Raw genomic sequence first — 15,100 nt, forward strand, 5'->3', positions numbered from 1 at the left:
CCACCCAGTTCGACGTGAGCCTGTCCCTCAACGATGACGGCGAAACCATCAGCGGCCAGTTCGAGTACGCCACCGACTTGTTCGATGAAAGCACCATCGCCCGTTGGGGCCGGCACTTGCTGCAGCTGCTCGACGCGCTGCTCGACGATGCCAGCCAGCCGCTGGCGACCCTGCCCCTGCTGGATGAAGCGCAACGCCGGGAACTGCTGGAGACGTTCAACCCGACCGGTGCGGCCCTGGACGAAAGCCCGAGCCGTTTCCCCCAGGCGGTCTTCGAGGCCCAGGCCAGTCGTACCCCGCACGCCACAGCCCTGGTCGGCAGCGGACACACTCTTACTTACGCCGAGCTCAATGCCCAGGCCAACCGCGTCGCCCATGCACTGATCGCACTGGGCGTACAACCCGACGACACCGTTGGCCTGTGTGCACAGCGCAGTCCGGAAATGGTGATCGGCTTGCTGGGCATCCTGAAGGCCGGTGCGGCCTACGTTCCGCTCGATCCGCAATACCCGGCGCAACGCCTGGCCCACATGCTGGCCGACAGCAAGCCTCGGGCACTGGTTCGCCAACAGGACCTGGCGCTGCCGGTGCCCCAAGACCTGGCGACGCTCGACCTGGGCAGCGCGGCGCTGCTGCAAGCCCCGACTCACAATCCGTCGGTCACGACGCTGACATTCGATCACTTGGCCTACGTGATCTACACCTCCGGTTCCACCGGCTTGCCCAAAGGCGTGATGGTCGAACATCGCGGCCTGCGCAACCTGCTGGACTGGTACCTCGACGACCTGGCGTTCCACGCTGGCGATGCGGTGTTGCTGGCCTCGTCCTATAACTTCGACCTGACTCAGAAGAACATCCTTGCCCCGCTGATGGTCGGTGCCTCGTTGCACCTGGCCGAAGAACCGTTCAACCCAAGCGCCATCGTCGTCCAGATCGCCGAGGCGGGCATCACCCACCTGAACATGTCCCCCAGCGCCTTCCACGCACTGGTGGACGCCGACCGGCACGAGGCCCTGAGCTGCCTGAAACGGGTGGTCCTGGGTGGCGAGCCGATCCAGATAGCCATGCTGGAAAAACTGCCGCTGCCACGGCCGGCGATCATCAACAGCTACGGGCCCACCGAGTGCAGCGACGTGGTCGCCTGGTACACCGCCGACACCGATCTGGACACCTACCGCCACCGCTCGATCCCCATCGGCCGACCGATCCGCAACATGCAACTGCATGTGCTGGACAGTTACGGCCAATTGGTGCCGGTGGGCGTCCCCGGTGAGATCCACATCGGTGGCGTCGGTGTGGCACGCGGTTATCTCAACCTGCCGCAGCTCAGTGCCGAACGCTTCGTCGCCGACCCGTTCAGCGAGCGCTCTGATGCCCGCCTGTACAAGACCGGCGACATCGGCCGCTGGCTGCCCGACGGCACCCTGCAATACCTGGGACGTAACGACGATCAGGTGAAGATCCGTGGCCTGCGCGTCGAGCTGGGGGAAATCGAAGCCGCCCTCGCCACGCTTGCCGGTGTCCGCGAAGCCGCTGTTGTTGCCCGTGAGCACTCGTCCGGCAAACGCCTGGTGGCCTACCTGTGCGGCGAACCGGCAGCCGCCTCAGCATTGCGCGCCGAACTCCTCGGTCGCCTGCCCGAGCACATGGTGCCCAGCGCCTTCGTGGTCCTGGACACCCTGCCGCTCACGCCCAACGGCAAGCTCGACCGCCGCGCCCTGCCCGAGCCGGACCAGGACGCCTACGCCAGCCAGGCGTACGAGGCACCGCAAGGGACGGTGGAACAGACCATCGCCGGTATCTGGCAACAACTGCTGGGCCTCGAACAGGTTGGCCGTCACGACGGGTTCTTCGAACTCGGCGGCCATTCGCTGATGGCGGTCAGCCTGATCGAACGCCTGCGCGAACACGGCCTGAACGCCGACGTGCGCAGCATCTTCGGCGCACCGACCCTGCGAGACCTCGCCTCGGCGCTGACGGATGCCACCAACACGGCTTTCCAGGCCCCAGCCAACCGCATCCCGGCCGACTGCACCGCCCTGACGCCGGACATGTTGCCCTTGGTGGAACTGACGGTGGATCAGCTCGAACGCCTCGTTGCGGCCGTGCCTGGCGGCGCCGCCAACGTGCAGGACATCTACCCCCTTGCCCCGCTGCAACAAGGCATCCTCTTCCATCACCTGCTGGGACACGAAGGCGACGCTTATCTGGTGCGCTCGATGCTCGAATTCGATGACCGTCCGCGTCTCGATGCTTTCCTCGATGCACTTCAGAAAGTGATCGACCGCCATGACATCCTGCGCACCTGCGTGCAGTGGGACGGTTTGCCCCAGGCAGTGCAAGTGGTGCAACGCCAGGCACGCCTGCCGGTGCACAGCATCACGCTGGACAGCCACCAGGACCCACTCAGCCAGCTCCAGGCCCTGAGCGACCCACGGCGACTGCGCCTTGACCTGCGCCAGGCACCTCTGATGCGTGCCTGCATCGCCCGGGATCCGCATTCCGAACGCTGGTTGCTGGCGCTGCTCAACCACCACATGGCGAGCGACCATGTGACCCTGGAAATCGTCCTGGAAGAAATCCATGCGATCCTCCACGACCAAGGCGACAGCCTGGGCACACCGCAGCCCTATCGCGACTTCATCGCCCAGACCCAGGCCACCCCGGACAAGGTCCACGAGGCCTATTTCAGCCGTCGACTGGCCGACGTCGACGCACCCACCGCGCCCTTCGATCTGCTCGAAGTGCAAGGCGATGGCAATCACATCGAAGAAGCCAGCGTGCAACTGAGCGTTGAACTCAATCTGCGCCTGCGGGCCCAGGCCAGGGAACGCGGCATCACCCCGGCGGCGCTGTTCCACGTGGCCTGGGCGCAAGTGCTGGCCCGCTGCACCGGCCGTGACGACGTGGTATTCGGCACAGTGGTCGCCGGGCGCCTACAAGGCTCGGCGGGCGCCGAACGGGCCCTGGGGGTGTTCATCAACACCTTGCCGGTGCGGGTCCGACTGGCCGATGCTGGCGCCAATGACCAGGTCCTGGCGACCCACCGCGACCTGATCGAACTGCTGGCCCACGAACAGGCCTCCCTGGCCCTGGCCCAACGTTGCAGCGACGTGCCCAGCGCCTTGCCGCTGTTCACCACCCTGCTCAACTACCGCCACCAGCGCGATGACAGCCAGTTGCAATGGCCGGGCATGCGCATCCTGAACAGCGCCGAGCGGACCAACTACCCGCTTACCCTATCGGTCAACGATTACGGCGATGCCCTGGGCCTGACCGTGCAGAGCGTCCGGGCAGTGGACCCGCAACGCATCTGCGCGCTGATGCAACGCGCCCTGGAGCAACTGACCCAGGCCTTGATGTACACGCCACGGATCGCGCTCACGCAACTGGACGTCCTGCCTGCCCAGGAACGCACCCTGTTGCTGGACACCTTCAATCAGACCCGCGAGGACTACCCGACGCACCTGTGCATCCAGCACCTGTTCGAAGAGCAAGTCCTGCGCACGCCGGACGCCTGCGCCCTGGTCGACGCCCGGCAGGCCTTCACTTACGCCGAGCTCAATGCCCAAGCCAATCGCCTGGCCCATCACTTGATCGCCAGCGGAGTCCAGCCCGGCGATCTGGTGGCGATCTGCGTTGAACGCGGCGCGGCGATGATCAGCGGCCTGCTGGGCATTCTCAAGGCCGGCGGCGCCTACGTGCCACTGGACCCGACCTATCCGGCCGAGCGCCTGGCGTCGATTGTCGAGGATGCCCGGCCGCGCCTGCTGCTGGCCGATCCGGTCGGTCGCGCAGCCGTCGGCACGCTGCAGGAGGGCACCCGCTACCTGGCCATCGAACAGGCAGTGGTGGCACAGACGAGCACCCGCGATCCACGCTGGGACGCCACCGGCCTGACCCCGACGCACCTGGCCTACGTGATCTACACCTCCGGCTCCACCGGCAAACCCAAGGGGGTAATGATCGAGCACCGCAACCTGGTCGCCTCGACGCTGGCCCGGCGCACGGTGTATGGACCATCGACCGACAAGCGTTTCCTGTTGCTCTCGTCGGTTGCCTTCGACAGCTCCGTGGCCGGAATCTTCGGCACCCTGACCAGTGGCGGCACCTTGTGCATCCCGACGGCCGACATCGCTCGCGATCCGCTGGCCATTGCCCGCTTCATTGGCGAACAAGCCGTCACGACATTGCTGTGCGTACCGTCCCTGGGTCGTCTGGTGCTGGCAAGCCTTGCCAGCGAACGCGGTCATGGCAGCCTGCGGGAAATGATTGTCGCCGGTGAAGCCTGCCCGGCGCAGCTGGTGCAGGAATGCGCGAGCCTGGAGCCGGCGATCACCCTGTTCAACGAATACGGCCCCACCGAAGCCACGGTCTGGGCCACCGTGCATCGCTGCACACCTCAGGACCAGGGCACGGTGCCGATCGGTCGGGCGATTCCCAACAGCCGCCTGTACGTGCTCGACGAACAGCGCCAACCGGTGCCGCTCGGCGTACCGGGCGAACTGTACGTGGGCGGTGCCGGTGTGGCGCGGGGCTATCTGGACCGTGCGCAATTGAACGCCGAGCACTTCCTCGCCGACCCGTTCGGCCTGGACGACGAGGCGCGGATGTACCGCACCGGCGATCTGGTGCGCATGCGCGCCGATGGGGTGCTGGAGTTCCTCGGGCGCAACGACCAGCAGGTCAAGATCCGCGGTTTCCGCATCGAGCCCGGTGAAATCGAAGCCTTGATGCTGACCCTGCCGGGTGTGCGCGAAGCGGCCGTCATCGCTCGCGAAGACTCACCCGGGGCCATGCGCCTGGTGGCGTACCTGAGCGTCGAACCGCACCTGGCCGGGCGCAATGCCAGCAGCACCTTGCGCCCGTACCTGACCTCGCAGTTGCCGGACTACATGGTCCCGGCGGCGTTCGTGGTGGTCGAGCAACTGCCGTTGAGCCCCAACGGCAAGCTGGACCGCCGCGCCCTGCCCGCGCCGCGCAGCGAGGACTTCGCCTACCGCAAGTACGAAGCCCCCAACGGCGAAACCGAAGAACTGCTGGCGCAGATCTGGGCCGACCTGCTGGGCCTGGAGCGGGTTGGTCGGCACGACGACTTCTTCGAACTCGGCGGTCACTCGCTGCTGGCGGTACAGGTCACGCTCAGGGCGCGGGAAACCTTCGGCGTCGAGGTGCCCCTCAGGGGGCTGTTCGAACACCCGTCGCTGTTGGCCCTGGCCGACCTGATCACCACCCTGCAACTGGCGCAGTACGAGTCGGATGAATTGCTCGACCTGCAACAAGAAATGGCTTCGCTGTCTGAAAGCGAACTGCTCGCTATCGTCTCCAAGGATGCTTAACAATTGAACGAACATAACGATAGTCTCGACCAGTTGAAACGTGCCGCACTCCTGCGTCTGCTCAAGCAACGCGGCGCAACACGGGTCATCGAAACCGCTCCTGACGACATGCCCGGCGTCGATCGCACAGGCCCGCTGGCGCTGTCGTTCGCCCAGCAACGGCTGTGGTTCCTCGATCAACTGGACCCGACCGCCAGTGCCGCTTATCACATGCCCGCTTCATTGTCGCTGCGCGGCACCCTCGACCTGGGTGCACTGAAGGCCGCGCTCGACCGGCTGGTGGCGCGGCATGAAAGCCTGCGCACCACCTTCCGCCGCGACGGCGAACACCCGGTCCAGGTCATCGCGCCGGCCGATTGTGGCTTGAGCCTGGTGGAACACGACCTGCGCCACCTGCCACGGGAGCAGGCTGAACGCCAGGCGGCGCAATTGAGCGAAGACGAAGCCGCCCGGCCGTTCGACCTGCTGCACGGGCCGCTGATTCGCGGCAGCCTGCTGCGCCTGGCCAACGACGAGCACAGGCTGCTGATCACCCAGCACCACATCATCTCCGACGGCTGGTCCATTGGCCTGCTGGTCAAGGAGTTCGCCGCGCTGTACCAGGCCTTCAGCGCGGGGCAGCCCGATCCACTGCCGCCCCTGGCCCTGCAATACGCCGACTACGCAACCTGGCAACGCCAGCACCTGGCGGGCGAACGCCTGGACCAACAAGTGGAATTCTGGCGCGCCCATCTGGCGGGCGCCCCGGCCCTGCTTTCGCTGCCTACCGACCGCCCCCGTCCGGCGGTACAGAGTTATCGCGGGGAAACCCTCGGGTTCGACCTGCCCGCATCGCTGTCCAACGCCATCGTCCAATTCGCCCAGTCACGCGCCGCCACGCCGTTCATGACCCTGATGGCCGCCTGGGCGGTCCTGCTGGCGCGGATCAGCGGCCAGCAGGACCTGGTGATCGGCACCGTCGCCGCCAATCGCGACCGGCAGGACGTGCAGGGCTTGATCGGTTTCTTCGTCAACACCCTGGCCTTGCGCATCCGCCTGGAAGCCAACCCGACCCTCGACCAGGTGCTGCAACAGGTCAAGCACCTGATGCTGGACACCTCCAGCCGCCAGGACACTCCGTTCGAGCTGGTGGTCGAAGCCCTCAAGCCACCGCGCAGCGCCAGCTACAGCCCGGTGTTCCAGACCATGCTCTACACCAATGCCGGGGGCGCCGGGGGCCAGTTGCAATTGCCGGGGCTGGACCTGGAGTTCCTGCCATCGCGCAAAGACAACACCCAGCACGACCTGTCCCTGCACATCGACGAAGCTGGCCCGCGCCTGTCGTGCAGCCTGTCGTATTCCACCGCGCTGTTCGACGCCACCACCATCGAGCGCCTCGCGGCACGATTCGAGCACCTGCTGCGCTGCTTTACCGAAACCCCGGACACGCGCATCGGCGCGCTGCAGCTCGACCCGAGCCTGGCCCTGCCCGACGTCATCGCCCAGGCCCCGGCGCCGCAGCAGATGCCGCTGTCCTACCACCAAGAACGCATGTGGTTCGTCGACACCTTCGAGACGGGCTACCTGTACGACGCCAACCCGGTCTATCACAACATCGCATTGCTGCTGGAACTGACCGGCGAACTCAATCAAGCGGCGCTGCAAACCGCCCTCGACGGGCTGTTGGCGCGTCACGAAATCCTGCGCTGCCGCGTCCATAGCGACGGCAGCCATGCCTGGCAGCAATTCGACGGGCCGGCCACCCTTGAGCTCGAAAGGATCGAAGCGAACCTGCACGACCTCAAGGCCCGGGCCCTGGCCGAAACCCGCCGCCCATTGAACATGAACGGCGCCAGCCTGGTCCGCGCCAGCCTGGTACGGGCCGATGACCACCATGCCGTCCTGGGCATTGCGGTGCATCACCTGTTGGCCGACCGCACCTCCATGCAATTGCTCAAGCGTGACCTGCTGGCCCTCTATGAGGCCGCTTGCGCCGAACGCAACGCCCAACTGCCGGCCCTGGCGTTGAACTACAGCGATTTTGCCGCCTGGCAACGCAACCTGCCGGCGGCGGTGCTGGAAAACCTGCGGGCCTATTGGGCCTACCAATTGCGCGGCAAGTTGCAAGCCCTGGAACTGCCATTGAATCGTCCACGGGCAGCGGTGCATGTGTTTGCCGAAGCGACCCACGACTTCGCCCTTGAACCGACCCTGGTACGACGCCTCGAAACCCTCGCGCGGGGCGTTGGCGTGAGCTGTGAAAGCCTGGCGCTCAGCGCCTTCGCCGCCCTGTTGCGCCGCTACGCCGGACACGACGAGCTGGTGATCGGCACCACGGCCGCCTGCCGCGAGCCCGCGCTGCGGGACGTCGTCGGGCCGTTGGACAACCTGCTGGTGATGCGTGACCTGTGCACCAGCGACACCACCCTGCAACAGCTCTGGGAACAGACGGCCGCCAACCTGAGCCAGGGTCTGCGCCACCGGCACATGCAGTTCGACCAGTTGGTGCTGGCGCTCAATCCGGCCAAGGACATGAGCCGCACCGCGCTGTTCGACGTGCTGTTCAATTTCCAGCAGGCGGCCGACGACAATGCCCTGGTCGCGGGGCTGGCGATCAATACCCTGGAAACCAACCTGGGCTACGGCAAGAACGACCTGCACCTGCTGATGTCGGCGGGTGAACGGCAGTGGACCGGCCACCTGGTGTACAACGCGGAATTCTTCGACCCCGAATTCATCCAGCAACTGATGCGTCATTACGTGCGCCTGCTGGAAGCCTTCGTCGAGGATGCGCAGCAACGTGTCGACGACGTTGCCCTGCTGGACACGGCTGAGCGGCAGCGGCAAATCCTCGACTTCAACGACAGCGAAGCGGCCTGGCCCGAGACCCTGACCCTGCATCAGCTATTCGAAGAGCAGGCACGCCAGCATCCCGAACGCATCGCCGTCAACCTGGGCGAGGAACGCCTGAGCTATCGCCAACTCAATGAACAGGCCAACCGCCTCGCCCACCGCTTGCGCGCCTCGGGCATGCAACCCCAGGAACTAGTGGCAATCGCGCTGGAGCGCTCGCTGCCGATGATCATCGCCACCCTGGCGGTGCTCAAGGCTGGCGGCGCCTACGTGCCGATCGATCCAGGCTCGCCTGCGGAACGCATCGCCTACGTGCTGCGCGACAGCGGCGCACGCAAGGCCATCGCTCGCCAGGACATGGGCCCGGCGCTGCGGGCCCTTGGCGTTGAAGTCGTGGAGCCTTGCGCGGATGACGCCGTCAATGCCGCCAACCTGCCCAACATCAGCGCCCCGGACCACCTGTGCTATGTGATCTACACCTCCGGCTCCACCGGAGAGCCCAAGGGCGCGTTGCTCGAGCACCGCAACGTCGTGCGCCTGCTGCACAACAATCGGCTGGATTTCCAGTTCAGCGCCGACGATGTCTGGTCGCTGTTCCACTCCAATGCCTTCGACTTCTCGGTCTGGGAGATCTTCGGCGCCCTGCTCTACGGCGCCCGCCTGACCCTGGTCCCCGAAGCCTTGCGCCGCGACCCGGCACAACTGCTGGACTTCCTCGAAAACGAACAGGTGACGGTGCTCAACCAGACACCGTCGGCGTTCCATCAACTCAGCGCGGCGGCCCTGGCGGCCGACGGACGCCTGGAGCGGCTGCGCTACGTGATCTTCGGCGGGGAAAGCCTGGAACTGGGCAAGCTCGACGCCTTCCATCGGGCTTTCGGCCACGTCACCCTGGTGAACATGTACGGCATCACCGAGACCTGCGTGCACGTCACCTACAAGGCCATCGGTGCGGCGGACATCGCCGCTGGCGTCTCCAATGTCGGACGGCCGATTCCCACCACCGTGGCCTATGTGCTCGACGCTCGCCAGCAATTGCTGCCGGTGGGTGTGGCCGGTGAGATCTGTGTCGGTGGGCTGGGGGTCGGTCGAGGTTACCTGAACCGTCCGGCGCTGAGTGCCGAGCGCTTCATTGCCGACCCGTTCCGCCCCGGCGAGCGGCTGTATCGCTCCGGCGACCTGGGCAAATTGCTGGACAACGGCGAGATCGTGCACCTGGGGCGGATGGACGCCCAGGTGAAGATCCGCGGTTTCCGTATTGAACTGGGGGAAATCGAAGCCAAGCTGCTGGCCTGCGACGGCGTGCGTGAAGCGCGGGTGCTGGCCCGGGACGACGCGAACCAGGGCAAACGCCTGATCGCCTATTTGATCCCCCGCGCCGGAACCACACTGCAGGTGGGGGCGTTGCGCAAGCAACTGGGCGCGACCCTGCCCGACTACATGATTCCTGGCGCTTTCGTCAGCCTGTCCGCCTACCCGCTGACGGCCAACGGCAAACTGGACCAGGAGGCCCTGCCGGCTCCGGACCTGGACGCCATGTCCGAGCGCGGCTATGTCGCCCCCGAAGGCCCCACCGAAATCGCCCTGGCCGGCATTTTCCAGGAGCTGCTGGGCCTGGAACGCGTAGGTCGCGCTGACAGTTTCTTTGACTTGGGCGGTCACTCGCTGCTGGCCGCACAGCTGGTTTCCAGGGTGCGCCAACAGTTGGGCGGCGAGCTGATGTTGCGTGAGTTGTTCAGCCATCCGACAGTGGCAGAGCTGGCGCGAGTGGTGGGCGATCTCCCGGGCATCGGTGCCCAGGCCATCGGCATCGCCGACCGCAGCGCACCGCTGGCGCTGTCCTTTGCCCAGCAACGCCTGTGGTTCCTCGACCAGCTCGATTCGGGCGCGGGCAGCGCTTATCACATGCCCGCGGCCCTGCTGCTGCGCGGCGAACTCGACCGGGCCGCGCTCAAGGCGGCGCTGGATCGGTTAGTCGCGCGGCACGAAAGCCTGCGCACCACGTTCGCCCGCCACGGCGAACAGCCGGTGCAGATCATCGCCCCAGCGGACAGCGGCTTCGCCCTGGCCGAACAAGACTTGCGCTCGCTGCCCTACGAACAGGCCAGCCAGAGCGCTGCACGCATCGGCAACAGCGAGGCCCTGGCGCCCTTCGACCTGAACAAGGGGCCGCTGATTCGCGGTCGCCTGCTGCGCCTGGCCGACGACGAACATCTCCTGCTGATCACCCAGCACCACATCATCTCCGACGGTTGGTCGGTGGGTGTGCTGGTCAAGGAACTCGCCGCCCTGTACCGCGCGTTCAGCCAGGACCAGGCCGACCCGTTGCCAGCGTTGCCGATCCAGTACGCCGACTACGCGGCCTGGCAGCACCAGGCCCTCAACGGTGAACGCCTGGAGCGCCAGGCCGATTTCTGGCGTGAACACCTGGGCGGTGCGCCGGCGTTGTTGTCCTTGCCCACCGACCGCCCGCGTCCGGCGATGCAAAGCTACCGGGGCGGCGACGTGCCGGTGGAAATCGCCCCGGCCTTGCGCCAGCGCCTGGAAGGCTTTTGCCAACAGCACAACGTGACGTTATTCATGGCGTTGTTCAGCGCCTGGTCGGTGCTCATGGCGCGCCTGGGCAACGAACGGGATGTGGTCATCGGCGTGCCAACCGCCAACCGCGGTCGTACCGAAACCGAAAACCTGATCGGCTTCTTCGTCAACACCCTGGCCCTGCGGGTGAACCTGGCAGACAACCCAAGCGTGGCCCAACTGTTGGAACAGGTGCAACAGACCACCCTGGCCGTCCATGAAAACCAGGACATTCCCTTCGAACAAGTCATCGAAGCCCTGCAGCCACCGCGCTCGCTGAGCCACAACCCGCTGTGCCAGGTGGCCCTGTCCCTGGACAACACCCCCGGCGGTGGCGACCTGAGCCTGCCCGGCCTGACCCTGACACCCGTGGCCCAGGCCCACGAAACCGCGCAGTTCGACCTGATGCTGACCCTGGGCAACGACGGCGGCACCCTGGCCGGAGTGATCGAGTACGCCAGCGACCTGTTCGACCGCACCACCGTGGAGCGCTTCGCCCAGCACTTCCAGACGCTGCTTGCCGCGATGGTCGAGGATGTCGAACAACCGGTGCTCGGCCTGCCGTTGCTCAGCCCGGCCCAGCGCCAGGCCTCCCCGGCGACGCTGCCACCCGAGGCCGTGTTCACGCCTGGGCAATTGATTCACCAACGCTTCGAACAGATCGCCACGGCCCACCCGCAGAGCACAGCGCTGGTCTTTGGTGACACCGAATTGACCTACCAGGCACTCAACCGTCGCGCCAACCGTATCGCCCGGGCCTTGCTCAGCCAAGGTGTACGTCCGGACGATCGGGTGGCGATCCTGGCCCGACGCGGGGTGGAAATGGTCTGTGCGGTGCTTGGCGTGCTCAAGGCCGGAGCGGCCTACGTGCCGCTGGACCCGGCCTACCCCGCCGATCGCCTGGGCTATCTGTTGGGCGACAGCGCTCCCGTGGCGTTGCTTGCCCAACCGGATTGCCTCGACGCCCTGCCGGCGCACGCGGTGCCGGTGGTGAGCCTCGATGACTACACCGACTACGCCGCGGCCGAGGATCTGGCCGATGAATCCCTGGAGCTCAATCCGCAAGCCAACGACCTCGGTCTGACGTCGCGGCACCTGGCGTACGTCATCTACACCTCCGGGTCCACCGGCCTGCCCAAGGGCGTGCTGGTGGAACATGGCAACGTTGCGCGACTGTTCGACGCCACCGCCGGACTGTTCGATTTCGGTGCCGCGGACGTGTGGACGCTGTTCCACTCCTTTGCCTTCGACTTCTCGGTCTGGGAAATCTGGGGGGCACTGACCTATGGCGGCAAGCTGGTGGTGGTACCCAGCGACGTTGCCCGTTCGCCGGACGACTTCTATGCACTGGTCTGCCAGCAGCAGGTCACCGTCCTGAACCAGACGCCGAGCGCCTTCCGGCAATTCATCGAAGCCCGTCTGCGCAGCGACCAGGAGCACGCCCTGCGCGAAGTGATCTTCGGTGGCGAGGCCCTGGACTTCCGCAGCCTGCGCCCTTGGACAGCCCGCACGGCACTGTCGCGCACCCGCCTGGTGAACATGTACGGCATCACTGAAATCACCGTGCACGCCACTTATTACCCGATCAGCCAGGGCGAGATCGACAGCGGTGCACCGAGCCTGATCGGCCCGCCATTGCCGGACCTGTGCCTGCGCATCCTCGATGACTACGGGCAACCGGTGCCGGTGGGGGTCAATGGCGAGATCTACATCGGCGGCGCCGGCGTGGCCCGCCACTACCTGAACCGCGACGCGCTCAACGCCGAACGCTTCATCGACGACCCTTATGCCGCAGAGCCCGGCGCCCGCTTGTATCGCACCGGCGATATTGCCCGCTATCGCAACGATGGCGGTGTCGTCTACGTCGGACGCAACGATTCGCAGATCAAGATCCGCGGTTTCCGCATCGAACTGGGCGAAATCGAAGCCCAGTTGCTGGCCTGTGCCGAGGTCCGTGAAGCGTTGGTGATCGTGCGCGAAGACGCGCCTGGCGACAAACGCCTGGTGGCGTACCTGATCGCCCATGACGGCAGCGTCCCGCAAGCGTCGGCATTGCGCAGTCAACTGGCCGCCGCGCTGGCCGAGCACATGCTGCCCAGCGCCTTTGTGATACTCGATGCCTGGCCGCTGACCACCAACGGCAAGCTGGACCGCAACGCGTTGCCGGCGCCGGATTTGTCCGCCGCCGTGAACGCCCATTACGAAGCGCCATTGGGAGACATCGAACGGACCCTGGCGAACGCCTGGCAGGAGTTGCTTGGCGTTGAGCGCGTGGGTCGCCAGGACCACTTCTTCGAACTGGGCGGCCACTCGTTCCTGGTCATCAGCCTGATCGAACGCCTGCGCCAGGCTGGCCTGCAACTGGATGTACGCACGGTGTTCTCCGCCCCGACGCTCAAGGCCATGGCGGCGGTACTCGGCGGCAACGACAATGCCCGGCGGGTCGTCCCGCAGAACCTGATTCCTGCCGACTGCACGGCCATCGAACCGCAGATGCTGCCGCTGGTGACTCTCAGCCAGGCAGAAATCGAGCAGATCGTCGCCGACGTGCCCGGTGGCGCGGCCAATGTGCAGGACATCTACCCACTGTCGTCATTGCAGGAGGGCATTCTGTTCCACCACTTGCTGCAATCGGAAGGCGACGCCTACCTGATGCGCACCGTGGTGACGTTCAATCGCCGCCAGTTGCTCGACGATTTCCTGGCCGCCGTGCAAGGGGTCATCGACCGCCACGACATCCTGCGCACGGCCTTGCGCTGGCAGGGCTTGCCGCAACCGGTGCAGGTGGTCCATCGGCAGGCCCAACTGCCGGTGGTGACCCTGGAGTGCTTCCCAGGTGAAGACGCCTTGCAGATCCTGCGGGACAACACCGACACCCACCATCTGCGGCTGGACCTGCAACGGGCTCCGTTGATCGCGGCGTACATCATCTGCGACGAACCTCGGGGGCAATGGTTGCTGGCGTTGCTCGACCACCACCTGGTCAGCGATAACGTGACCCTGCGCCTGATCATGCTGGAAATCCAGGCCATCCTGGCCGGCCAGGCGGACAGCCTGCCACCGTCCCAGCCGTACCGTAACTTCATCGCCCAGGCCGCCAGCGTGTCCCAGGCCGACCACGAAGCCTACTTCCGTGGCCTGCTGGCCGATGTCGACGCCACCACCGCGCCTTACGGCGTCCTGGATGTGCGGGGTAACGGCGCCGGGATCAAGCGTGCGGTCAAGCATCTGGGCGACGAGCTCAGTGCCCAGGTGCATCGCACGGCGCGCCGGCAAGGCGTGCCGACCTCCGTGCTGTTCCACGCGGCGTGGGGCCTGGTGGTCGCCGCCACCAGCGGCCGCGACGACGGGATTTTCGGGACGGTGTTGTCGGGACGCTCCCAAGGCACCGCTGGCGCCGACCATGCCCTGGGGATGTTCATCAACACCTTGCCGATGCGCATTCGCTTGCAACAGAACACGGTGGGCGACATCGTCCGTGATGCTTATCAGCAGCTCAGCGAATTGCTGACCCACGAACAGGCCTCGCTGGCCCTGGCCCAGCGGTGCAGCGCGGTGGATGCGTCGTTGCCGTTGTTTACGGTGATCCTCAACTGCCGTCATGGCGACCTGGTGAACGCCTCCGGCGAAAACCTCGAAGACATGGGCGAGCAGGAAGGCATGCAATTCATCGCCTCGGAAACCCGCACCAACTTCCCGATTGAAATTGCCGTGGCGAACGTGGGCAGCGGGTTCTCCCTCACCGCCCAGTCCATCACCGGCATCGACCCGCAACGCATCGCCGCCTACTTGGCGCACGCCGTAGCCGCCTTGGTGGACGCCCTGGAGCAGTCTCCTGAGCGCCTCGCCAGCAGCCTTGACGTACTGCCCGCCAGCGAGCGCCAGTTGCTGCTCGATGACTTCAACCACACCGCCACCGATTTCGGCCCCGCGCAGCCGATCCACCACCTGTTCGAAGCCCAGGTACAGGCCAACCCCGACGCCGTCGCCCTGGTCTGCGAAGACCGGCAGTTGAGCTACCGCCAGCTCAATCGCCGCGCCAACCACCTCGCCCGGCAACTGCTCGACCTCGGCGTGCAGCCCGATCAGCGCGTGGCGATCTGCGCCGAGCGCAGCCTGGAGATGATCGTCGGCCTGTTGGGTGTGCTCAAGGCCGGCGCAGCCTATGTGCCCATCGACCCGGCCCACCCGGCCGAGCGCATGGCGTTCATGTTGCAGGACAGCCAACCGCGGGCGCTGTTGACCCAGTCGGCGCTCGCCCTGCCGTCCGGGGAACTGCCGGTGTTGCTGCTGGACATCGTGGAATCGTTGCAAGCGGCGGACGATGCGGCTTTCGATGCCAACCCGCTGGT

Annotated in this window: 2 protein-coding genes; both read left to right on the top strand. The window is 66.1% G+C overall.

Going from position 1 to position 15,100, the window contains the following annotated elements; genetic code table 11:
- A partial coding sequence (locus N4Q37_RS27400) for a non-ribosomal peptide synthetase (protein WP_260963316.1) occupies window positions 1-5,339 on the top strand: 5,339 nt, incomplete at its 5' end.
- Between the two features lie 3 nt (window positions 5,340-5,342).
- Window positions 5,343-15,100: non-ribosomal peptide synthetase (locus N4Q37_RS27405; protein ID WP_260963317.1), on the top strand; the 9,758-nt coding region annotated here is incomplete at its 3' end.

Origin of the sequence: Pseudomonas citri, assembly GCF_025336485.1 — a bacterium.
GTDB lineage: Bacteria > Pseudomonadota > Gammaproteobacteria > Pseudomonadales > Pseudomonadaceae > Aquipseudomonas > Aquipseudomonas citri.